Raw genomic sequence first — 22,729 nt, 5'->3', positions numbered from 1 at the left:
CTGCCCCCGATTTCCGCAACCCTATTCGGGTTGATAGCGGAAGAAATGAACCTTGGTATCGCCGAATATCCGGCTTTCGAGGAAAAGATAGGAAGGGTCGACCGAAACGGCAACGTCCGCGCGTTCTTCCAGGACTGCAATCGCGCCCGGTTGCAGCCAGCCACCCTTGGCTGCGGCGGCCATTGCCTTTTCGCCAAGTCCCTTGCCGTAGGGCGGGTCGGCAAACAGCATCTGAAACGGCTCGAGATTGCCGACACTGCCGAGATCGGTCGCATCGCGCCTCAGGATACGCGTCCTGCCATGCAGGCCGAGCACATCGATGTTTTCCCAGAGCAGGCCCCTGCCTTCGACGCTGTTTTCGACGAACAGCGCATGGCGGCAACCGCGCGAGACGGCTTCGAGGCCAACGGCGCCCGTGCCGGCAAAGAGATCCAGTATCCGGGTGCCGTCGACGCATTCCGGATAGGCATGGCTCAGAATGTTGAACAGGCTCTCACGCGTCCGGTCGGCAGTCGGCCGGATGTCGTTTGACTTTGGTACGGCGAGCGGCCGTCCGCGAAACTCACCGCCGACGATCCGCACTGCGTCCTATTCCTTTTCCTTTTGGTCCACCCCGCGACGGCCCGCCCGAAGGCTTGCCACTGCCCCCCGGCCTGTCGCCCTTCGGCTTGCCGGAGAAAGACTTGCCGCCACCGGGCTTACCGCCGCCGAAGCTCTTGCCGCGCGGCTTGTCGCCGAAGGGACGTCCCCCACTAGGCTTGTCACCGAAGGAGCGCTCGCCGGCCGGACGCTCGGAGCGAGCCTCGCCGGAAAAGCGCTTGGCGCGGGGACGCTCATCACCGTCCTCGCGCGGCCTGCGGTCGCCACGCGGCTTGCCCCCGAATGGACGGTCACCGGCTGGCCGGTCTCCGCGCGCCGGGCGGTCGCCGAAGGAACGGGGACGGTCGCCGTCCTCGCGTGGCTTGCGCTCACCACGGGGCTTGTCGCCGAATGGCCGATCGCCGCGCGGTGGCCGGTCGCCATAGGGTCTCTCCCCGCGCGCGGTGCGGTCGCCGCCGGAGCGGTCGCCACGATCGCCGAAGGACCTGTCGCCACGCGACGAGCGGTCACCGAAACCACGGTCGCCGCGCAGGCCGCGATCACCACGATCACCGGAACGCTTGCGATCGCCGTCGTCGCGGCTCACATCGCTGGAGCGGATCCATTCGCCCTCTTCATCGGTGGCTCGGTTGATCTGGACGCGGTGGCGGTCATCCCCGAAGCTTGCCGCCTGCGGCCTATCGCGGCCGGGCTTTTCGCCACGGCGCTGCGCCGTCTTGGCATTCTTCTCGGCCCTGGCGGCTGCCTTCTCGCCGAGCGGGCGCGCGCCGGGAGCCATCCAAACGTTGGCGTTACGGCGGCTGCCGAGCGCGGGGCGCTTCGGACGATCATCGTCATTGCGGCCACCATCGCGGCGATCGTCAGGCTTGGTGTCGAGGCGGCTCAGCGCACGCTCGCGCTTGTCTTCCGGCTTGCGGGGGCGCTCGCGGCGCTCCGGCTTCGTTTCGGGTTCTTCTTCGGCAGCAACAGCAGGCGAGTTGTAGATCGGCGCGTCGAAATTGGCCTTCGCGTCCTCGATCAGGCGAGGGCCGAGCTGGTCGCGCAAGGTGCGGCCGCGCACTTCGACCACATCCCGCTCCGGCAGATCGCCGAGCTGGAACGGGCCGTAGGAGATGCGGATCAGACGATTGACGTCGAGACCGAGCGCACCCAGCACGTTCTTGATTTCGCGGTTCTTGCCTTCGCGCAGGCCCATGGTGAGCCAGACGTTCGAGCCCTGTGTACGGTCAAGGGTCGCTTCGATCGCGCCATAGAGGACGCCATCGACGGCGATGCCATCCTTGAGCTTGTCGAGCGCCTCCTGATCGATCTCGCCGTGGGCACGCACGCGGTAACGGCGCAGCCAGCCTGTCGTCGGCAGTTCCAGCGCACGCGCAAGGCCACCATCGTTGGTCAAAAGCAGCAGGCCCTCGGTGTTGATATCGAGGCGGCCGATCGACATGACGCGCGGCAGGTCATCCGGCAGATTGTCGAATACCGTGGGGCGTCCTTCCGGATCCACGTTCGTCGTCACAAGGCCGGCGGGCTTGTGGTAAAGCCAGAGCCTGGTCCGTTCGATACCGCGGATCGGAACGCCGTCCACTTCGATCTTATCCGTCAGCGTCACGTTGACGACGGGGGTCTCGAGGAGCTTGCCGTTCAGCTTGACGCGGCCGTCCATGATCATGCGCTCGATATCGCGACGCGATGCGACGCCGGCGCGCGCCATCACTTTCGAGATGCGCTCGGCCTTGGCGTCACCTTCGGCAACGCTGCTCGCCTCGGTCTTGACGAGCGCCTTTGCCGGCTTCCCGCCGGATTTCGGGCCGGCATCGCGCGGAGATGGCTTGCCGCCTGGCCGTTTTGGCTTGTCTTTGAATGTCATTTGTTGTTTGCCTGCCTTTTGGGGCCTTCCTATCAGGTCGCGCCCCTGCGGTTAAGTGGAAATTGTCGGATCGTGAAGACAAATCAATTTATGGAGCTGGCGCTCGACCAGGCCCGCGCCGCCGGAGAGCGCGGCGAGGTGCCGATCGGAGCGGTTCTGGTGATTGACGGGGCCGTGGTCGCGGCATCCGGCAACCGCACCCGCGAGCTCAACGATGTCACAGCTCACGCTGAAGTCGCCGCCATTCGAATGGCCTGCGAGGCGCTTGGCCAGGAACGGCTGACCGGCGCCGACCTCTATGTGACGCTGGAACCCTGTACCATGTGCGCGGCCGCCATTTCTTTCGCGCGCATTCGCCGGCTCTACTACGGTGCGGAAGACCCGAAGGGTGGCGCCGTCGACAATGGCGTGCGCTTCTACAGGCAGCCCACCTGCCATCACGCCCCGGAGGTGTATTCCGGTTTGCAGGAGACGACATCCGCCGACATCCTTCGAACGTTCTTCGCGCAGAAACGGGATATGCCGTAACATTGCTCGTACCGGGCGCGATCCTCGCGCCGTCGGCACTAGCCTTGCCGGCAGGATGCTGGTTGACAAGTGGTCAAAAGCAAAGCGGGGCTGATGCCCCGCTTGAAACTTTACTGGAGGAGGTTCCACCACTGATTGCCGGTACCGGCAATCGCAGCTTCCTTCTTCTTCTTCTTCGCCTTCTTCAGCTCCGGCTCGCCGAGATCGTCCAGCTTGGCCGGATCGTCGACCTGGCGGTATTCGGTTGGCGGATCCGAGATGTAGCGGCGATCGGTATAGGAGCCCTTCTGGATGGCGCGAGCCTCGCGATAGGCCTTGGTCTGGGCTTCGGTCGTTTGCCGGCCACCTTCAACCTTGTCGCTTGCGAGCGGCGAGCGGTAATTCGGGTTGTCGCTGTTTTCGTCAGCTTCCTTGACTAGGCGTGCGCGGGTCTCTTCCGGGGATTCGATCCACTGCGGATTTTCCTTGCTGGCGATGCTCTGCTGCGGCTCGACGAGGTTCTCCTTGTCAGCTGCCTGCGGCAGAACGAGGCCTGGGCGGGCGCTGTATTTGACGCCCTTGTTCTTCGGCCCGTCGCCGGTCAATGAAACGGACTGACCAAGGTCGTCGGTCAACTGTTCCATCGCGGTCTTGTCGGTACCGTAGCGCGGGCTCCCCATGCAGCCGGTGATCATCGCGCCGCCTGCCATAGCAACAGTCAGGCAGACGCCCACACGGATCCAACGTGTTGATAACATGAAAACCCTTCCAGCCATGCCGGTGCAATCATCGCCCTACCGGACACTCGTCCCCCTGACGCAAAAATCCGGCCATTTTCAGGCAGCTTTTACCGGATGAACCGCGATTGTGCAATTCACCCGGTAATATTCTTCAGTTTTGCACCGCTAGTTCGCGCAACGCAGCCGCATCGCGGGCCGAGACGTCGGGATACTCGGTGTCAGAACCGACATCCGTCGTGATCCGCCAGGAGCGGGCGCATTTGGTGCCTTCGGCCAGTTTCGGCTCGACGCTGACACCTGACACCTCCGGCAGACGGAACGCATCGGCCGGCCCTTCCGTGCCGTCGATGACGATGCCAGAGGTGATGCAGATCTCCTCGAAGTCCTGGCCCTCCAGCGCGTTCAGAAGCTCCGCATCGGCGACGTGAACGACGGGGGCAGCCTCCAGCGAGGAGCCGATGCGCTTGTCCTTACGCTCGATTTCCAGTGCGCCCGTGACGACCGTGCGGACCGAGCGGATCTTCTTCCACTTCTCGGCCAATGCCTCGTTCTTCCAGTCCGCCGGAATGGTCGGGAACTGCTCGAGGTGAACCGAAACCGCCGAAGGATTGCGCGACAGCCATGCCTCTTCCGTCGTGAACGGCAGCATCGGCGCCAGCCATGTAACCATGCATTCGAAGATGTTGCGGATGACATGAAGGGCCGAGCGACGGCGCAGGCTCGACGGCGCATCGCAGTAGAGTGCATCCTTGCGGACGTCGAAGTAGAAGGCCGAGAGCTCGACGTTGGCGAAATCGATCAGTGCGCGAGCGATCTTCTTGAAGTCGAAGGCGTCGTAGCTTTCGCGGACGAGTTGCTCAAGCTCGACCAGGCGGTGCAGCATCAGTTGCTCGAGCTCCGGCAGATCGGCAAGCGCGATGACTTCGCCCTTGTCGTGCGCCAGCGTGCCGAGCATCCAGCGGATCGTGTTACGGAGCTTGCGATAGGCATCGATGTTCGTCTGGATGATCGTCTTGCCGACACGCAGATCCTCGGCGTAGTCGGACGTCATCACCCAAAGGCGCAGGATATCTGCGCCTGCGTCCTTCATGATTTCCTGCGGAGATGTCACGTTGCCTTTCGACTTCGACATCTTCTCGCCTTTCTCGTCCATGGTGAAGCCATGGGTGAGAACAGCATCATAGGGCGCCCGGCCACGGGTTGCGGCGGATTCCAGCAGCGACGAATGGAACCAGCCGCGGTGCTGGTCGGACCCTTCAAGATAAAGGTCGGCCGGCCATTTCAGATCCGGGCGATCTTCGAGCGTGAAGGTGTGCGTCGAGCCCGAGTCGAACCAGACGTCGAGGATGTCCATGACCTGCGTCCAGGGCTCATTTGCCTTCTCGCCCAGGAAGCGCTCACGTGCACCATCCGCGAACCAGGCATCGGCGCCCTCGTTCTCAAAGGCTTCCAGGATGCGCGCGTTCACGGCATCGTCCTGCAGGATACCGCCGTCATCATCGACGAAGAGGCAGATCGGCACGCCCCAGGCGCGCTGACGCGACAGGACCCAATCCGGGCGCTGTTCGATCATGGCGCGCAGGCGGTTCTGACCGGCCGCGGGTACGAAGCGGGTTGCGTCGATTGCGTTCAGGGCGCGCGAGCGCAGTGTCGTGCCATCGCCGAGTTCCTTGTCCATGTAGACGAACCACTGCGGCGTGTTACGGAAGATGACCGGCTTCTTCGAACGCCAGGAGTGCGGATAGGAGTGCTTGAGGCGGCCGCGTGCAAACAGCGCATGGCGACCGATCAGCGCCTTGATGACGCGCTCGTTGGCATCACCCTTCTTGCCCTTGTCGTCGATGACGCGAGCAGCACCGCCCTCGGCATCCGGGCCGAAGCCGGGAGCGTCAGCCGTGAAGAAACCAGCGTCGTCGACCGGGAACGGGATCGCCGACGAGATGTGGCGCTCTTCCAGCAAACGGACGTTGGCCATCCAGGCATCAAAGTCTTCCCGGCCGTGGCTCGGCGCGGTGTGAACGAAACCGGTGCCCGTCTCGTCGGTGACATGGTCGCCGTCGAGGAGCGGCACATGGAAATCGTAGCCACCGCCGAGCCCGTGCAGGGGGTGCGCGCAGGTGATGGCTGAGAGCTCTTCCGCAGATACATCACTGACGAAGTTGAAGGTAAGCTTAGCCTTGGCCGCAGATTCCTCAGCCAGCCGCTTGGCAAAAATCAACTTCTCGCCCGGCTGCGGGCCGAAATCATTCTCCGCCGTCGCAACCTCGTAGAGGCCATAGCCATAGCGCGAGGAATAGGCGATGGCGCGGTTACCGGGAATCGTCCATGGTGTCGTCGTCCAGATCACAACTGATGAACCGACGAGCGCCTTCAGTTTTTCTTTGGCTGCATCAAATGCAGCATCCATCGACTTGGCATAGCCCGATTGATCGCTTTGGCCAAAAGCGCTAACCACTGGGAACTTCACCCAGATCATGTCGCTTTCGACATCAGCGTATTCGACTTCGGCTTCGGCGAGCGCCGTGCGCTCGACGACTGACCACATGATCGGCTTCGAGCCCCGATAGAGCTGGCCTGACTTGGCGATCTTCAGCAGTTCGCCGGCGATGCGCGATTCCGCATGGAAGTTCATCGTCGTGTACGGGTTGTCGAAGTCGCCTTCGATGCCGAGGCGCTTGAACTCCTCCGACTGGACCTTGATCCAGCCAGCAGCAAAGTCGCGGCATTCCTGGCGGAATTCGTTGACCGGAACTTCGTCCTTGTTCTTGCCCTTCTCACGGTACTTCTCCTCGATCTTCCATTCGATCGGAAGGCCGTGGCAGTCCCAGCCGGGGACGTAGTTGGCGTCGTAGCCGCGCATCTGGAACGAGCGATTGATGACATCCTTGAGGATCTTGTTCAGCGCGTGGCCGATATGGATGTTGCCGTTCGCGTAGGGAGGGCCGTCGTGAAGCACGAACTTCTCACGGCCAGCGGCGGAAGCGCGCAGCTTCTTGTAGAGACCCATCTGCTGCCAGCGGGCAACGGTCTCCGGCTCCTTCTGCGGCAGGCCGGCGCGCATCGGGAAGTTCGTTTCTGGCAGATAGAGGGTCTTCGAGTAGTCGAGTTTTTCGGCTGTGTCGGTCATGTCTAGCAATCGTCTCTAGGCGCCACGGAAGCGGGCGCAACGGGCTTGAAAATTGGTGACGGAGGCGCTCGTCGTCCAAGCGCCGAAAACCCGGACCTTCCGGCCGCTTAGCGCGCGCGGAAGGCCGGGCCGATAATTCGTATCGTGATCGCCAGCCGGAACTTGTTCATCGCGCCGGTTCATAGGCGCTTTTGCAGGGAAAAGGAAGAGGGATTTCATGGCGTCGCGCGAACGCCCATGAGCGCGCGGCAAGCGCCGCCGCCCCGAATTCAGTGGAAGCAGATCTTGAGGTCGAGTTCGCCGAGCGGCCGCACGCCGTCAAGCAGTGCCCTTGCCTCTTCCTTGTCGCGGTTCATCTGTTCCACAAGCGGATCGAGGCCATCGAACTTCAGTTCGGGTCGCAGATAGCCGAAGAAGGAAACGGAACAGATCTGCCCGTAAAGGTCGCCGCTGAAATCGAAAACGTAGGTCTCGAGCAACGGCGCACCATTGTCCGTGACCGTCGGACGGCGACCGTAGCTGGCGACGCCATCATGCAGTGTGCCATCGGCAAGACGAAAGCGAACGGCATAGATGCCGGCCTTCAGATCGGCTTCAGCAGGCAATTGCATGTTTGCGGTCGGGAAGCCGAGTTGGCGACCAAGCTTCTCGCCGCCAATGACTTCCGCTTCCACAGTATAGTGATAGCCGAGCATTGCGGCCACCTCGCTGACGTTGCCGTCTTTCAGCAGTTCGCGAATATGGCTCGAAGACACAACATCGGTATTTTCGTCGCGAAATGCGTCGATCAGCGTCACGCCGAACCCGTATTTTTGACCGGCATCCATCAGGAAGGCCGGACCGCCTTCCCGGCCACGCCCAAAATGAAAGTTGAACCCCGTCACGACCTCGGATGCGCTGAGCCAATCCTTGAGGATCGAATGGATGAAATCATCGGCGGAGCGCTGCGAAAACTCCCTGTCGAAGGGATATTCGATGACCGCATTGAAGCCGATCGCCTCGAGGATACGCGCCTTGAGCGGTGCGGGCGTCAAACGAAAGACCGGCTGATCGGGACGGAAGACAGTGCGCGGATGTGGCTCGAAGGTCAGGACCAGTGCCGGAATGCCACGCTGCCGCGATATCTCCAGGGCCCGGTTCAGCACGGACTGATGCCCGCGATGCACGCCGTCGAAGTTGCCAATAGCAATCACACCACCACGCAGGTGGTCCGGCAAGGGTTCGCGGGTTTCGTTGCGGTGAAAAACGGTCATCGGCTGGCTTTTCTTGTGCGGGGCTCTTTATGCGAGACGGGGCATCCACCACTTCGGGGTCGCTTTTTCGCGCTCTAGGTAGGCCGTGAGGATCGCCTCATCGGTCTCTCCATTCAGCGTGTATTCCTTCGCATGGATGCCGCCGCTGATATAGAGGAGGTCGAGGCCATAATCGAGAGCGCCGCGCACATCGGTCGGCATCCCGTCCCCGATCGCGAGGACGCGGCTCTTCGGAAACTCGCCATGCGCCTCGCGGGCAACGGACAATACGGCGTCGTAGATCGGCTTGTGTGGCTTGCCGGCAATGCGCGTTTGTCCACCGAGCTGATTGTAGTAAGCCGCCATCGCACCGGCGCAGGGAATGATCTTGTGGCCGCGCTCGACAACCAGATCAGGGTTGGCGCAGATCATCGACACACCGCGCGCCTGGAACGCCTTCAGCATCTCGGTGTAGTCTTCCGGAGTCTCAGTTTCGTCGTCGAAAAAGCCGGTGCAGACGACGGAGTCCGCATCCCTGGCATCGACGCGTTCCACGCCAAGCCCCTCGATGATTGCCAGGTCGCGATCCGGTCCGAGCAGAAACACCTTCTTCGGCCCCTCGGCAATCAGGCCTCGCGTAACGTCGCCCGACGTGACGATCCGGTCGTAGGCGCCGTCCTGGATACCGATCTGGCGAAGCTGCGCCACAACTTGCGGAGCGATGCGTGGCGAATTGGTGATGAGAACGACGGTCAGTCCTTCCGCACGCGCTGCCTCCAGTGCAGTCGCCGCCTTCGGGAAGGGATCGACGCCGTTGTGCAGGACACCCCAGACATCGCAGAACACCGCATCATACTGGCTGGTGATTTCCGCAAAGTTCTCGATCCGCTTGGCCATTCCGATTTCCCGATCTCGTTAAGTCACGGCTGACATCGCAAAGGCATGCCGCGATGGCAAGGCATTTTGCAGTGAGCAACTGCAAAAAACCGGAACCCATCGACTAGAGGACGGCGGCGGCAGCCTTGGCCAACAGGCCTGCGACGGTGGACACGCCGATGACTGTCAGGATGCCGACCTTGAAGCGAAAGAGCAGGACGGACGCCAGCACGAAGATCCCAAGCGCCGCGAGATCGAGCGTCCACCACTGTGGCCAGGCGACGCAGACGATCGGCAGCCCGGTCTTGCCGGAAAGGAACGCGACGCGGCCGATCTCGGAAAAAAGCACATGCAGGCCGAACCAGAGTGCAAGATTGAGAATGACGCCGACCACGGCCGCTGTAATCGCCGAAAGGGCGGCCGAGAGGTTCTCATTGTTCCGCAGCCTCTCGATGTAGGCAGCCCCGGCGAAGATCCAGACGAAGCTCGGCACGAACGTTGCCCATGCGGCGAGGAAGGCGCCGAGAACGCCACCGGCCAGCGGCGCCATGGCAACGGGGTTGCGGTAGCCAGCGAGAAAACCGACAAAGCAGAGGACAAGGACGAGCGGCCCCGGCGTCGTCTCAGCAAGTGCCAGTCCGTCGAGCATCTCACCGGGCTGAAGCCAGGCGTAGTGACCGACGGCAACTTGCGCGACATAGGTCAGGACGGCGTAAGCGCCTCCGAAGGCAATGACGGCCATCTTGGAGAAGAAGACGAAGATCGCACCGAAGACGTTGGTTTCGCCGCTCAGCGTTTCGGCGATCAGATCCGTAGGCGCGTCGAGGCCACGAATGAAAAAGAGCGGTGACTGCCAGACGAGGATCCAGAGCACGAGCACTACAAGCGGCTTTGCGATCGCATGCGTCGTTACCGCCGGAAAACGCCTGTGCGGAGAGGTTCGCGGCAAGGCTGGGGCTGCCAACCGGCTCTGGCGACGCTTCATCCATAGCAGTCCTGCTGCTCCGGCCAGGATGATAACCAGGGGAAACGACAGGTTCAGAAGGAAGAGAGCCAGGAACGACGCTCCGGCCACATAATAATGAAATCGTTCCTTCAACGCTCGGCGCACCACCCGGAGCAATGCCTCGATAACGATTGCCAGGACCGCAGCCTTCGCACCGAAGAAAAGCGCGGGAAGCCAGGCCGCTTCCTGAAAGACGGCGTAGAGGCTCGACAGCGCCAGGATGGCAAGGAAGCCTGGCAATATGAACAGCAGGCCGGCAACAAGGCCACCGCGTATGCCGTGCATCAGCCAGCCCATGTAGGTGGCTAGTTGCTGGGCCTCGGGCCCTGGTAGCAGCATGCAGAAATTTAGTGCATGCAGAAAGCGCTCTTCGGAGATCCAGCGCTTCTCGTCGACGATGGTCCTATGCATGAGAGCGATTTGGCCGGTTGGGTCGCCGAAGTTCAGACAGCCAATCCGCGCCCAGACGCGCGCTGCCTGTCGCAGCGTCGGTACCGCCACGCTATCCTCTGCCGCGATCGCCTCGTTCACGGTTGCCGCCCCTCTCGCCCCAAAGCGCTCGATATCATCGGCACGCCTTTACGACAATCCTGGCGCGCCAAAGGGCTGCACTTAGCTTTTTCAGAGATAGAAGCTCACGGAAAGCTCGATCACCGCGCAGCCTATCGCATTTCCGACAAGGATGTGCTGTTAAGGTTGTTTGCGAGGACGGCAAAGAAAAATTGCGGCCGTTCTTGACTCCCCGATAGGCCACTCCTAAATGCTGCCTCGCTAGCACTCACCAATGAGGAGTGCTAACACCCATCCGTGCGGGCCGTTTTCGGCCCGCGAGTGTCATTTGATCGAGGGATTAGACAATGGCAACCACCAATTTCCGCCCCCTTCACGATCGCGTCGTCGTTCGCCGCGTTGAGTCCGAAGAAAAAACCAAGGGCGGCATCATCATTCCAGACACCGCCAAGGAAAAGCCGCAGGAAGGCGAAATCGTCGCCGTCGGTTCCGGCGCTCGTGACGAGTCCGGCAAGGTCGTCGCTCTCGACGTCAAGGCTGGCGATCGCGTTCTGTTCGGCAAGTGGTCCGGCACCGAAGTCAAGATCAACGGCGAAGACCTTCTGATCATGAAGGAAGCCGACATCATGGGCATCATCGGCTAATCAGCCGTTTTCCCCTTTCCGATTTTAGCTACGGGCCTAAAGCCCGGACAACTCGAATTCAGGAGTTTCAATCATGGCAGCTAAAGAAATCAAGTTTGGCCGCACCGCGCGCGAAAAGATGCTGCGTGGCGTCGACATTCTCGCTGACGCAGTGAAGGTAACGCTCGGCCCGAAGGGTCGTAACGTCATCATCGACAAGTCCTTCGGCGCTCCGCGTATCACCAAGGACGGCGTTTCGGTCGCCAAGGAAATCGAACTGGAAGACAAGTTCGAAAACATGGGCGCCCAGATGGTCCGCGAAGTTGCTTCGAAGACCAACGACATCGCCGGCGACGGCACGACGACCGCAACGGTTCTCGCTCAGGCAATCGTTCGCGAAGGCGCCAAGGCAGTTGCTGCCGGCATGAACCCGATGGACCTGAAGCGCGGTATCGACCTCGCTGTTAGCGAAGTCGTCAAGGATCTCCAGGCCAAGGCCAAGAAGATCAACACCTCGGAAGAAGTTGCCCAGGTCGGCACGATCTCCGCAAACGGCGAAAAGCAGATCGGTCTCGACATTGCTGAAGCAATGCAGAAGGTCGGCAACGAAGGCGTTATCACCGTCGAAGAAGCCAAGACCGCTGAAACCGAACTCGAAGTCGTCGAAGGCATGCAGTTCGACCGCGGCTACCTCAGCCCCTACTTCGTCACCAACCCGGAAAAGATGATTGCTGACCTCGAAGACGCCTTCATCCTCCTGCACGAGAAGAAGCTCTCGAACCTCCAGGCTATGCTCCCGGTTCTCGAAGCTGTCGTTCAGACCGGCAAGCCGCTCCTCATCATCGCTGAAGACGTCGAAGGCGAAGCTCTTGCTACGCTCGTCGTCAACAAGCTGCGCGGCGGCCTGAAGATCGCTGCTGTCAAGGCTCCGGGCTTCGGCGACCGCCGCAAGGCCATGCTCGAAGATATCGCGATCCTAACGGGCGGCACGGTCATCTCCGAAGACCTCGGCATCAAGCTCGAGTCGGTCACGCTCGACATGCTCGGTCGCGCCAAGAAGGTTTCGATCTCCAAGGAAAACACGACGATCGTCGACGGTTCGGGCGCCAAGTCCGACATCGAAGGCCGCGTTGCCCAGATCAAGGCCCAGATCGAAGAAACCACCTCCGACTACGACCGCGAAAAGCTGCAGGAGCGCCTTGCTAAGCTCGCTGGTGGCGTTGCCGTCATCCGCGTCGGCGGCTCGACGGAAGTCGAAGTGAAGGAAAAGAAGGACCGCATCGACGACGCGCTCAACGCGACGCGCGCTGCTGTTCAGGAAGGTATCGTACCGGGCGGCGGCGTTGCCCTCCTGCGTTCCTCCGCCAAGATCTCGGTCAAGGGCGAGAACGACGACCAGGAAGCCGGCATCAACATCGTTCGCCGCGCTCTGCAGGCTCCGGCCCGTCAGATCGCCGAGAACGCTGGTGATGAAGCTTCGATCGTTGTCGGCAAGATCCTCGAAAAGGGCCAGGACAACTTCGGTTACAACGCCCAGACCGGCGAATATGGCGACATGATCGCCATGGGTATCGTCGACCCGGTCAAGGTTGTTCGCACGGCTCTGCAGGACGCAGCTTCGGTTGCTTCGCTGCTGATCACCACCGAAGCCATGATTGCCGAGCTGCCGAAGAAGGACGCTCCGGCTGGTATGCCAGGCGGCATGGGCGGCATGGGCGGGATGGACATGATGTGATAGGCGAAAGCCTATCGCTGAAGCGTCCATAAAGCTTCACCGATCTATCTCCGGTTTTCCGGGAACAGGAAGGGCGGTCTTCGGACCGCCCTTTTCGTTTCGACTCTGATTCGCGGGATCGCGGTCGAGCGTGTTTTTCAATTGTTAGCTGAAACGTTTAAGCAGATATCTGAGCGTGGCTCGCGTTTGGCGAGGCTTTCGCAAGGCTTGCGGGTTTGCATTTTTTCGTCCCGAGGCTGTTTTCCATTTCGATGCAATTTCATGCAGATTTGACTGCATCGACGGCAACTGAAACCGTTTACACCCTCAAAAATTGCAGTCTTTTGGCTTTCTTTTAGATCTTTACACCGCCTCAAGCTCCCTTTCCACTCACAGTAGAGACCAGCGGCATGCAAAAAGCCGATTGCCGTTTGCATAAAAGTGCCTATAAATCCGCGCTGCATTCGGCGCGCGTTTCATCGGCCGACGGTCGCGACCGACAACGATCCCGACCACGAGAGCGCGAGACCGAACTCGGGAAGAGCCCCTCCCGACGATACATCATAAGTTGTGTAAGCTTTCGGCGAAATTGGAAACGGTTCCGTTAGAAGAACCGGCAATCCAGACCCCATTTCGCAGGTGCCCGTGCATGAAGCGCGGTGCAGCTTGAACCTGCTCATTTTTGCCGGACGTGCAGCGGGGGAAGCTGTACCTAAGCTGGGGAAAAATTTGTTCAAAATCGCGAAAACCAACGCCGCGGCACCGCTCATGCCGGGCTCACTGGATATCAGCAATCACGATCCTGAAATGCTGGCGCAGTTTTCCATTTCGGAAACCTGGGTCGCAGACTTTTCCAGCGGCGTGATCCACCTCAAGGAATCGAGCGCCCTGCTGCACGGGCTGCCGGCCCGGGAATGTGGGCTTCTCAGCCTCATGCGCTGTTATGACCCCAAGGATCACGCACACATCCTGGAACTCTTCGAGCAGGCCGCTACGCTTTCGTCGTCCTTCTGCTTCTCGACGACGATCATAATGTCGAATGGCTTCCGTCAGCCGTTGTTCTGCATGGGCGAGTCGAACGGGCATGACGATGCCTACCACGGCAGCATGCTTGGCGTTTTCGTCTTTCCGCGTTTCAAGACCAATGTCGGCAACGAGTTTGCGCGCCGCCAATAGCAGCGTCCACGAGACAAAAAAGCCGGCCCCTGTGGGACCGGCCTTTGTCGCTATCTTGCTTCGGCTTTACTCAGGTCGCGCAGGTATGCTCAGGCCTTTTCCGGATGCCGGCCGGGCGATGCAACGCTCAAGCCAGTCCATGACAGCCGGGAAGCTCTTATAGTCCAGCACCTCTCGGCCGCCGTAGAAGATATCGGCGCCCCGGAGCCACGGGAACGTGGCGATATCGGCGATGGTGTAGAGATCACCCATGAACCACTGCCGGCCCTGCAGCCGTGCTTCCAGCACACTGAGCAGCCGCTTGCATTCGTCGCGGTAGCGCTCCATCGGGTAGGAGTTGTTGGTGACCTTGTCGGCCGCGAACTTGTAGAAATGCCCGAACTGCCCGAACATCGGCCCGATTCCGGCCATCTGGAAGAAGACCCACTGGATCGTCTCGTAGCGCCCGGCCGCGTCTGACGGAATGAGCTTGCCGGTCTTCTCGGCGAGATAGAGCAGGATGGCACCGGATTCGAAAAGGCCGATCGGCTTTCCGTCCGGACCATTGGGATCGATGATCGCTGGAATACGACCGTTCGGATTGAGCGACACGAATTCCGGAGATTTCTGGTCATTGGTGCTGAACGAAATCAGATGCGGCTCATAGGGCAAGCCGAGTTCCTCGAGCGCGATCGATATCTTCACGCCGTTCGGCGTCGGCAACGAGTAAAGCTGGATAATGTCCGGGTTCGCTGCTGGCCAGCGCGTCGTGATTGGAAAAGCGGAAAGATCTGCCATTGGGGTCTCCATCTTGGGTGGCCGAACATAGAAGAGGGCCAACGCCGATGGCAAGGCTGCCTACTCACTATCTGTCGTTCAATATTAGAGAACAAAGTGTCCCCTTCCGTCTATCTTTCCACTACGGCAAAAAAAGGCGACAAAGTGGCATCGAGGTTGATAGCGTGCCGGGGGCACAACGACCTCAGACGTCATTCAAACGGAGACAACGTCCCATGTCGAATACCAACAACCTCATCATTCTTGGCGCCCGCATCCTACTCTCCTTCATGTTCATCCTGGCAGGCTTCGGCAAGCTCGCCGATGCGGCTGGCACTGCCGGCATGATCGCCGGCGCTGGCCTTCCGGCAGCGACCGCCCTCGCCTATCTCGCAGGCGCCTTCGAACTGCTGACCGGCCTTGCCGTTCTCGTTGGCTTCCAGACGAAGATCGTCGGCTGGCTGCTGGCTGGCTTCTGTGTGTTCACCGCCGTTCTCTTCCACCTGCCCTACGCCAGCGGCACGGAACTGGTTAACATCCTGAACCAGATCATGGTCATGAAGAACATCACGCTGGCCGGCGCCTACATCCTGCTCGCCACCTACGGCCCGGGCGTCTACTCGCTCGACGCACGTCGCCGCGCCTACGCAGCCGCCTAAGCGATCAGGCATCCTCCCAGGCATGAAAAACCCGCCGTTCACGAGACGGCGGGTTTTTTCATGCGATTATTCGAAGATGCGTCAGAGCGCCGAACGAACGGCGTCGATCAACCGCTGAACTGTCGCGTCATTCGCGTGGCTTTCCTTCCGTGCCCTGACGAAGCAAGCCTCGGAGCGAAGGACGACACCGTCGGACAGGACTTTCAGGTTGTTCGCCCGAAGGGTCGAGCCGGTCGAGGTGATGTCGACGATGATATCGGCCGAGCCCGAGGCTGGCGCCCCTTCCGTTGCCCCAAGGCTTTCGACGATGCGATAAAGCTGGATGCCATGCTGGCTGGAGAAGAACTGCTGCGTCAGCCGCCAGTATTTGGTGGCGATCGCCAGGCGGCGGCCGTGGCGGACACGAAAATCGGAGGCGACATCGCCAAGATCGGCCATAGTGTCGACGTCGAGCCAGATTTCAGGAACGGCAACCACGACATCGGCATGGCCGAAACCGAGACGTGCGCACAACTCCACACGCTTGTCGGCCTCCGCCAGGCCCTCGCGAACGAGGTCTTCGCCGGTGACGCCGAAATCGACGGTGCCGTTGCCGAGCTCGCGAGAAATCTCGGAGGCGGAGAGGAAGGCGACTTCGACGTCGTCCCAGCCTGCAACGCGTCCGCGGTAGGAACGATCGTTACCGACAGCGGTGATCCTGATGCCAGCGCGTTCGAAGATCGCCGAGGCATCGTCTTTCATGCGGCCCTTGGAAGGCAGTGCGATAGTAATCGTCATCAGGCAGCCCTCTCGGCTTCGATGCGATCCAGCCAGAGCGAGAAGCCGACGGCAGGAATGCGTTCCTTGGCGCCAAGGAAGGTCATCAGGCGATCAAAACGGCCCCCACCGGCGAGAACCGCCGACGTGCCCTGGACGCCAATCTCGAAAACCAGACCGGTGTAGTAATCCAGCGGACGGCCGAAAGCGGCTCGGTAGTCGATCAGCGCCAAATCGACGCCGGCATTCGCCAGAGCGGCCACGCGGCCGTCGAAACGCGCCAGCGCGTTGCCGAGCTTGAGGCCCGCGGCATCGGCAAAGCCAGCGAGCGCTGCCGAGGCATTGATCAGCGGCACGTTCAGCGAGAGAAATTCCTCCAGCACGCGGAAGGCCGCATCATCGAGGCGCGTTTCGGAGAGGATCAGCTTTTCCTTCAAGCGACGCGCGATTTCCAGTGGCGAGCGGCTGGCGTTCGTCGAATAGCCCGTCGCCTGCATGGTCGCATCGATATGCGCAACCAGTGCGGCTTCGTCGTCAGCGGCAATCAGCTGCGCGATCTCGTCACTCAGCCCGGTTACGAACTGAGGGCTGACAAGGCTCGCCAGCAGAGCCTCGAGCTGGCTCATATTGCCGAAAGCGTGGATCAGCCGTTTCTGCCAGCCGAGCGGCAGGCCAAGCGCCTGCACGACCGCCTCGAAGACAGCTTGATCGCCGAGCGTCACTGCAAGACGCTTGCCGGGAACGACACGCTCCAGCACGCCGACCGCATCACCGATCGCCCGCGCATCGGCCGCGGCAATGTTGATGTCGCCAAGATCCTCGATCCCGGCCTGATAGAACTCGTTGCCGCCTTCGCGCCGCTGGCGGAAGACCTCGCCGAGATAGGAATAGCGCTTCGGCGTGCCGGTGGCGCTCTCGATGTGGCGCAGACAGACGGGGATCGTGAACTCCGGGCGCAGGCAGAGGCTGGCGCCCGTCTCGCTCTCGGTCATGAAGATACGCCGGCGAAGATCCTCGCCGGCGATATCAAGAAATGGTTCGGCCGGCTGAATGACGGGCGTGTCCACCCGCTCCGTCTTTCGCGCCGCAAACGCTGCAAGGAGCTCGCCGGAGAAGTCCGGCAGGTTGATCAGGGCCATCTCAGCCCGCCCTCTTCCGGTCTTCGGCCTGCGCCGCCAGAATTTCCTTCACCTTGCCGACGAGATCGCCCTCTGAAACAGTTTCCTGGGCGACGCGTGCCTCACGCCAGCTGGCGTTGTCCTCGATCTCGCCCGACAGGCGCTTGCCCTCGATCAGGTCCTTGATCTGCACGACGCCCTGCGCCCGCTCGTCGCCGCCCTGGATGATGGCGACGGGGCAGCCGCGGCGATCGGCGTATTTCAGCTGGTTGCCGAACTTCTTCCAGTTGCCTTGGAACATCTCGGCGCGGATACCAGCCTTGCGCAGTTCCTGCGTCATGTGCTGATAGCGGCCCATCGACTCGACGTCGCCGTCCATGACGGTGACCAGAACCGGCTCGATGACCTCGGCCTGGCCGAGCTTGCCGAGGTTCTTCAGCGCCGTCATCAGGCGCGAGACGCCAATAGAGAAGCCGGTGGCAGGAACCGGCTGACCCATGAAGCGGGACACGAGGCCGTCGTAGCGACCGCCGCCGCCGACGGAACCGAAGACAACCTTCTCGCCCTTCTCGTTGGTGACGTCGAAGGTGAGCTCCGCCTCGTAGACCGGGCCAGTGTAGTATTCGAGGCCGCGGACGACGGAGGGGTCGATCTTGATGCGGTCGGACTGGTAGCCGGCGCTTCGTACCAATGCGCCGATGAAATTCAGTTCCTCGACACCCTCGCCGCCCTTGGACGTCCCGGCAACCAGCTCGGCAAGCTGCGCGGCGCTTTCGGCGTAGTCCTTGATGCCGACGAAGAAGAGAACCTTGTCGATCTGGGTCTGATCAAGGCCGGCACCCTTGGTGAAGTCGCCGGACTCGTCCTTGCGGCCGGGGCCGAGCAAGAGCGTGACGCCTTCCGGACCGAACTTGTCGAGCTTGTCGATCGCGCGCAGCACGTTGAGACGCTGGCCGGCCTTGTCATCACCGCCGAGACCGATCGCTTCGAGAACGCCGTCGAGAACCTTGCGGTTGTTGACGCGGATGACGTAATCGCCGCGCTTGATGCCGAGGGCTTCCAGCGTATCGGCCATCATCATGCACATTTCCGCATCGGCCTGCACGCCAGGCGCACCGACCGTATCGGCGTCGAACTGCATGAACTGGCGGAAGCGACCGGGGCCGGGCTTCTCGTTGCGGAAGACCCAACCGGCCCGATAGGTGCGGTAAGGCAGCTGGATCTCGTTGAAATTCTCGGCGACATGACGGGCGAGCGGCGCCGTCAGGTCGTAGCGGAGCGACATCCACTGCTCGTCATCGTCCTGCAGTGAGAAGACACCTTCGTTCGGCCGGTCGGCATCGGGCAGGAACTTACCCAGCGCATCGGTGTATTCGAAGAGCGGCGTTTCGACAGGATCGAAACCATAATGCTCGTAGACTTCCCGGATCTTCGCGGTCATTTCGTTGACAGCGCGAATGTCGGCTGCCGAACGATCGACGAAGCCGCGTGGAAGTCTGGCCTTGAGCTTTTGTGGTTTCTTCTGCTTGTCGTTCATTTCCAAGGTATTCCGCTCGCTGTGACAGTGGCGGTTTCCTAGCGGAAAGGGCCGGGTGCGGCAAGGGCGAAGGCCCTTGATCCGGAACACAGAATCGATTGAACGAGGGAGAATGGATCGAATGGCAGGAGCTCTATCATGATCGCAGAGGCGCTTCTCTATGCCGCGACCGTTCCGATGACGCGGAAGGCGCATCGCCGCTTCATCCGATACTCCGTCAATCTCTGGTCCCGCGCCGGCCGCTGCAGCCGGCAATGGGCGGAGCACGAGGAGCAAAGCAAGAACGCGGTGAGGAGTGCCCTGATGGGCCTGCGACAGAGGAGAACGGCGGTCGTCCTCGGGTCAGGTCTGCTGCGCGACGTGCCGATCGAGGAACTGGCACGGACCTTTGATACCGTTGTGCTTGTCGACCTCGTGCATCTCGCCTCGGTGCGCCTCTGGCTCCGGCTCAAAGGGTACAGCAATGTTCGGCTGATCGAGCGCGATCTCTCGGGCTATGATGAGCTTACGGTCGGTAAGCAACCGGAGCCGCTCGCCTTCCTGAGAACCGTTCCGTATCTCGATTTCGTAGTCTCGGCCAATCTCCTCTCCCAGATCGGTCGCGGCGCAAAACGGCGCTACGACACGGAAGAACGAGGCACCATGCCTGCCGATACTGTGACGCAACTGATCGAGGCGCACCGGTCAGCCTTGGAGGCGGCGCCCTGCAAGACCTGCCTGATCACGGACGTTTCCTATGCCGTCATCGATCGCACGGGGAAGGTTCATGAGGAGGCTGACTTGCTGCACAGCGTGTCGCTGTCATCGGTTCAAGCCACCTGGAAATGGCCCGTGGCGCCACTCGGAGAAGAGAGCGCCGACTTTGAGATCGTCCATGAGGTCGTCGTCGCCTATTGAGGCTTCTTTCCACACGTCGACCTAACCAGGCGAGTTCAATTTTTATTCTGGGGAAGCGCCGTTTTGTTCGAGGTCGTGCTGCCTTTCGGCAAGGAGCGCCGGTTATCGACGAGGCGCAAAAGCAAATTCCGCGTTCTCTTGCGCTGGACAAGATCAACATCACTGACAAGCTTTGCACCGCCCTCGCGCCGTTCCAACGTGATCTTGCGGCTATGGAAGGCTTCCAGCTCGGCTCGATGCGCTACGCTTATGATGGTGACCTTCGGCAATTCCTGGATCACCATCTCCATCATCTTGTCCTGGCTCTTCTCGTCGAGGGCTGACGTTGCTTCGTCCAGCACGATGATATCGGGATTGTGCAGCAGCAGACGCGCAAACGCGAGCCGCTGCTTTTCGCCACCCGACAATGTTTGGTCCCAGGGCGCGTCTTCCTCGATCTTATCGGTCAGATAATCCAGCCCTACCTTGTCGAGGGCCGCCTTGATCTCATCCAAGGTCCAGCGATCGGCGGCACCGGGATAAGCGACGGCACGGCGGAGCATGCCGGCAGGGATGTAAGGTCGTTGCGGCAGCATGAATAGTTGTCTGTCGGCGTGGAAACTGACGCTGCCGTCACCCCAGGGCCAGAGACCTGCGATCGCCCGCACCAGCGTGCTCTTGCCCGAGCCGGATTCTCCGGCCACGAGCACCCGTTCACCCGGTTCGATCTCGACCTGGGTTTCCTTGACCACGGCGGTACCGTCGTCTAGCGACACGCAGAGATCGTTTAGACTGAGCATCACATCGCCTTCCGTTTCACCGCGCTTGATGCGTCCCAGGGCATTGCTCTGCTCCGCGCGCTCGAGCCCGTCGAGCGACATCATCAGCGATGCGATGCGCCGTGCACAGGCATTCCAATCGGCGAGACGAGGATAGTTGTCGACGAGCCATCCAAATGCGCTCTGAACGATGGCAAAGGCGGAGGCTGCCTGCATGACCTGCCCAAGGGTCATACTGCCTTCGAGAAACTTTGGAGCGCAAAGCAAGACAGGCACGACGGGCGCGAACAAGCTCGATCCCTGCGAAACAAGCGTCGTGCGCATGTGCTGGCGTGCAAGGAGCGCCCATTGCCTGAGCACATTGGTAAAGGTCTTGTCGAGGTCGCTACGCTCCTCCTCTTCACCGCCCAGCAGTGCGATACTCTCGCCGTTTTCCCGCACATGCGTCAGCGTATAGCGAAATTCGGCTTCCGCCTGATTTTTGACCTCCGAGACGTGGACGAAATTACGGCCGATGACCGCCATCGAACTGGACGTGATCGCCGCGTAGAGTACCGCAGTGATGACGAGGAAGCCGGGAATGGTGACGATCGACCCTGCAATTGTCAGATGCAGGGCTCCGCCGATCGTCCAAAGTACCACAATGAAGGTCGAGGCCGACAGGAATGCGGAGATGACGCCGGCGATGAAATCGACGGGTGATTCCGTGGCAATCCGCAAATCCTCCGAAATGCGCGCTTCGGGATTCTTGTGGTCGCCGCCGATCAGGTTCAACTGATAATAACGGCCGTTTGCAAGCCAGCGCGCGATCACCGCGGTCGTAAGCCAGGAACGCCAGCGGCGCTGGATCGTCATACGAAGGGCGACTTGTGTGGTGACGAGGACTATGCTTCCGAGCACGAGTGGCAGGAAAACGGCGCTCAGAAAATATACAGTACGGGCATTGTGCTGCTCGAGGGCGTCGAAGATTGCGCGATTCCAGAGATTGATTCCATACTGGAAGCCGACATTGACGACGATCAGTGTCAATAGCCCGAGTGAGCAGGGCCACGCGAAGCTGTCGCCGCCGCGACCCCAATAACCGCGCGCGCTGATCCAGAAACGTATCAGCAAGTATCTCTTGCGCGCCTGCTCGGCCTCCTCAGCCGTCAACTCCGGATCGGGCTCAACGACATTTGGCGGCGGCGCAACTTCGACAGTCGATGCCTTCCCGGCATGGTCTGATTTGGCACCGCCGACCGATTTCGGATTGAATTTAGCGTCCGTCATAACCGCGACAACGGCCTAAAAATCGAAAGGTTTCATGGTGCCAGTGTCGAACTTGGTTGGAGGCCTGTCGAGAAATTGGGGCAATCGCCGCTCGAACTCAATTTCAGCCAGTCGGCCCGAATGTGGCTACCACGCCCATAGCGTCTGCCAAATCAACAAAAAGCGGCTTGGCATCTTCGCTTCCTGTTCCCATTTTTACAGCATGCGCTTTCTCGCAATCATAGCGATGGTATTCGCCTGGCTTGCTTATGGCACCATGTCCGCTTGGGCTGGCTGCCCGACATGCCTGTCCATGCAAGCCGCCGCTTCGAAAGCCATCGTCGAGCATCAGCATATGAGCGGGATGGATATGGGCGAGAAAGCCGAGTCGCCCGCCCCGCAACAGGATCCCTGCTCGGCCGCCGGGATGGTGCACATGCCATTCTGCTCGGCCTGTCTTGTTGTGCCGCCACCGATGGTTTTCGGCGAAGCCGGCAAGCAAGCATTTTCCTATCCCGCGCCCGGAGCGGCTCATGCCATGCGGGATGCACGCCCTGCGCCACTGGCGCCTCCTCCTCGGCTTGCCTGACGGGTTTTCATGAACTGCTGCGGCCCCGGCCGTGCATTGAATTCCAATATCAGACAGAGGAAGGAAATCCCATGTCTCTGAAAATTCTCGCCATTGCTGCAACGCTTGGACTCTCGACTGCATCTGTCTTCGCCGAAGACATGAAGATGGACATGAGCAAGCCGATGGGCGACCACAACGCGTCCAGCCATGCCTTCGCTAAGGCCAATGCCAAGATGCACAAGGATATGATGCTCAAGTATAGCGGCGATGCCGATGTCGACTTCGTCCGCGGCATGATCCCGCACCATCAGGGCGCGATCGACATGGCGAAGATCGAGCTGCAATACGGCAAGGATCCAGAAATTCGCAAACTCGCCGAAGCGGTGATCAAGGCCCAGGAGGCCGAGATTGCCGATATGCAGGCCTGGCTCAAGGCACACGGCAAGTAATCGCG

At 60.9% G+C, this 22,729-nt stretch carries 19 protein-coding genes; 7 read left to right on the top strand and 12 right to left on the bottom strand.

The window, feature by feature from the left end; all coding sequences use genetic code 11:
- Positions 1-21 precede the first annotated feature (21 nt).
- Together rsmD and NBG89_RS02145 are read right to left on the bottom strand one after the other, a co-directional pair.
- The gene (gene rsmD, locus NBG89_RS02150) at positions 22-582 is read right to left on the bottom strand and encodes a 16S rRNA (guanine(966)-N(2))-methyltransferase RsmD (RefSeq protein WP_431321516.1); all 561 of its coding nucleotides are present in this window, start codon (positions 580-582) and stop codon (positions 22-24) included.
- Entirely contained in the window at positions 563-2,464 is a 1,902-nt protein-coding gene (locus NBG89_RS02145) for a pseudouridine synthase (RefSeq protein WP_431321515.1), read from the bottom strand. The genes rsmD and NBG89_RS02145 overlap by 20 nt, the downstream gene beginning before the upstream one ends.
- A gap of 90 nt (positions 2,465-2,554) precedes the next feature.
- On the opposite strand from NBG89_RS02145, the gene NBG89_RS02140 reads away from it, so the two are divergent.
- On the top strand, positions 2,555-2,992 hold the full coding sequence (locus NBG89_RS02140; RefSeq protein WP_431322756.1) for a nucleoside deaminase: 438 nt from the start codon (positions 2,555-2,557) through the stop codon (positions 2,990-2,992).
- Positions 2,993-3,102: 110 nt separating this feature from the next.
- Here the strand turns inward: NBG89_RS02140 and NBG89_RS02135 are convergent, their stop codons facing one another.
- The 5 genes from NBG89_RS02135 to chrA all read right to left on the bottom strand — a co-directional run bounded on the left by NBG89_RS02135 (position 3,103) and on the right by chrA (position 10,483).
- Positions 3,103-3,729 carry a hypothetical protein gene (locus tag NBG89_RS02135; RefSeq protein ID WP_431321514.1) on the bottom strand — a complete coding sequence of 209 codons (627 nt, stop codon included), beginning with the start codon at positions 3,727-3,729 and terminating at the stop codon, positions 3,103-3,105.
- A gap of 133 nt (positions 3,730-3,862) precedes the next feature.
- Positions 3,863-6,838 carry an isoleucine--tRNA ligase gene (gene ileS, locus NBG89_RS02130; protein WP_431321513.1) on the bottom strand — a complete coding sequence of 992 codons (2,976 nt, stop codon included), beginning with the start codon at positions 6,836-6,838 and terminating at the stop codon, positions 3,863-3,865.
- A gap of 269 nt (positions 6,839-7,107) precedes the next feature.
- On the bottom strand, positions 7,108-8,091 hold the full coding sequence (locus tag NBG89_RS02125) for a bifunctional riboflavin kinase/FAD synthetase (RefSeq protein ID WP_431321512.1): 984 nt from the start codon (positions 8,089-8,091) through the stop codon (positions 7,108-7,110).
- A gap of 27 nt (positions 8,092-8,118) precedes the next feature.
- The gene (locus NBG89_RS02120) at positions 8,119-8,967 is read right to left on the bottom strand and encodes a TIGR01459 family HAD-type hydrolase (protein ID WP_431321511.1); all 849 of its coding nucleotides are present in this window, start codon (positions 8,965-8,967) and stop codon (positions 8,119-8,121) included.
- A 103-nt stretch (positions 8,968-9,070) separates the two neighbouring features.
- Positions 9,071-10,483 (bottom strand): chromate efflux transporter, encoded by a 1,413-nt coding sequence (gene chrA / locus NBG89_RS02115; protein WP_431321510.1) that lies wholly within the window; start codon positions 10,481-10,483, stop codon positions 9,071-9,073.
- Positions 10,484-10,809: 326 nt separating this feature from the next.
- Between chrA and groES the strand changes: the two genes are divergently transcribed.
- The 3 genes from groES (at position 10,810) to NBG89_RS02100 (ending at position 13,975) form a co-directional block, all read left to right on the top strand.
- A complete protein-coding gene (gene groES, locus NBG89_RS02110) occupies positions 10,810-11,106 on the top strand; it encodes a co-chaperone GroES (protein WP_007530391.1) in 297 nt (98 codons plus the stop codon).
- A 73-nt stretch (positions 11,107-11,179) separates the two neighbouring features.
- Positions 11,180-12,820, top strand: coding sequence for a chaperonin GroEL (gene groL / locus NBG89_RS02105; protein ID WP_088705065.1), 1,641 nt, complete (start codon positions 11,180-11,182; stop codon positions 12,818-12,820).
- Between the two features lie 708 nt (positions 12,821-13,528).
- On the top strand, positions 13,529-13,975 hold the full coding sequence (locus NBG89_RS02100) for a hypothetical protein (RefSeq protein WP_189637243.1): 447 nt from the start codon (positions 13,529-13,531) through the stop codon (positions 13,973-13,975).
- 66 nt (positions 13,976-14,041) lie between these two features.
- On the opposite strand, the gene NBG89_RS02095 is transcribed toward NBG89_RS02100, so the two are convergent.
- Positions 14,042-14,752, bottom strand: a complete 711-nt coding sequence (locus NBG89_RS02095; RefSeq protein ID WP_431321509.1) for a glutathione binding-like protein — start codon at positions 14,750-14,752, stop codon at positions 14,042-14,044.
- A 215-nt stretch (positions 14,753-14,967) separates the two neighbouring features.
- Between NBG89_RS02095 and NBG89_RS02090 the strand changes: the two genes are divergently transcribed.
- Positions 14,968-15,390: a DoxX family protein gene (locus NBG89_RS02090; protein ID WP_431321508.1), complete on the top strand. Its 423-nt coding sequence runs from the start codon at positions 14,968-14,970 to the stop codon at positions 15,388-15,390.
- Between the two features lie 81 nt (positions 15,391-15,471).
- Here NBG89_RS02090 and hisG read toward each other — a convergent pair whose 3' ends face one another.
- From hisG to hisS, 3 genes are read right to left on the bottom strand one after another with little or no spacing between them, the layout of a single operon-like run.
- Positions 15,472-16,167, bottom strand: coding sequence for an ATP phosphoribosyltransferase (gene hisG / locus NBG89_RS02085; protein ID WP_431321507.1), 696 nt, complete (start codon positions 16,165-16,167; stop codon positions 15,472-15,474).
- Positions 16,167-17,285, bottom strand: coding sequence for an ATP phosphoribosyltransferase regulatory subunit (locus NBG89_RS02080; protein ID WP_431321506.1), 1,119 nt, complete (start codon positions 17,283-17,285; stop codon positions 16,167-16,169). Before NBG89_RS02080 ends, hisG begins: the two co-directional genes overlap by 1 nt.
- A 1-nt stretch (position 17,286) precedes the next feature.
- Positions 17,287-18,801 (bottom strand): histidine--tRNA ligase, encoded by a 1,515-nt coding sequence (hisS, locus tag NBG89_RS02075; RefSeq protein WP_431321505.1) that lies wholly within the window; start codon positions 18,799-18,801, stop codon positions 17,287-17,289.
- Positions 18,802-18,939: 138 nt separating this feature from the next.
- On the opposite strand from hisS, the gene NBG89_RS02070 reads away from it, so the two are divergent.
- Complete coding sequence (locus NBG89_RS02070; protein WP_431321504.1) at positions 18,940-19,698, top strand: hypothetical protein; 759 nt, start codon at positions 18,940-18,942, stop codon at positions 19,696-19,698.
- Positions 19,699-19,733: 35 nt separating this feature from the next.
- On the opposite strand, the gene NBG89_RS02065 is transcribed toward NBG89_RS02070, so the two are convergent.
- Positions 19,734-21,725 (bottom strand): ABC transporter ATP-binding protein/permease, encoded by a 1,992-nt coding sequence (locus NBG89_RS02065; RefSeq protein ID WP_431321503.1) that lies wholly within the window; start codon positions 21,723-21,725, stop codon positions 19,734-19,736.
- Positions 21,726-22,364: 639 nt separating this feature from the next.
- Between NBG89_RS02065 and copM the strand changes: the two genes are divergently transcribed.
- On the top strand, positions 22,365-22,724 hold the full coding sequence (gene copM, locus NBG89_RS02060; RefSeq protein ID WP_431321502.1) for a CopM family metallochaperone: 360 nt from the start codon (positions 22,365-22,367) through the stop codon (positions 22,722-22,724).
- Positions 22,725-22,729 lie beyond the last annotated feature (5 nt).

This window comes from Rhizobium sp. YTU87027 (assembly GCF_050644135.1).
In the GTDB taxonomy this organism is placed as follows: Bacteria; Pseudomonadota; Alphaproteobacteria; order Rhizobiales; family Rhizobiaceae; genus Rhizobium.
Note: the sequence above shows the minus strand (reverse complement) of the source record. Positions and strands in the feature narration are given on the sequence as shown.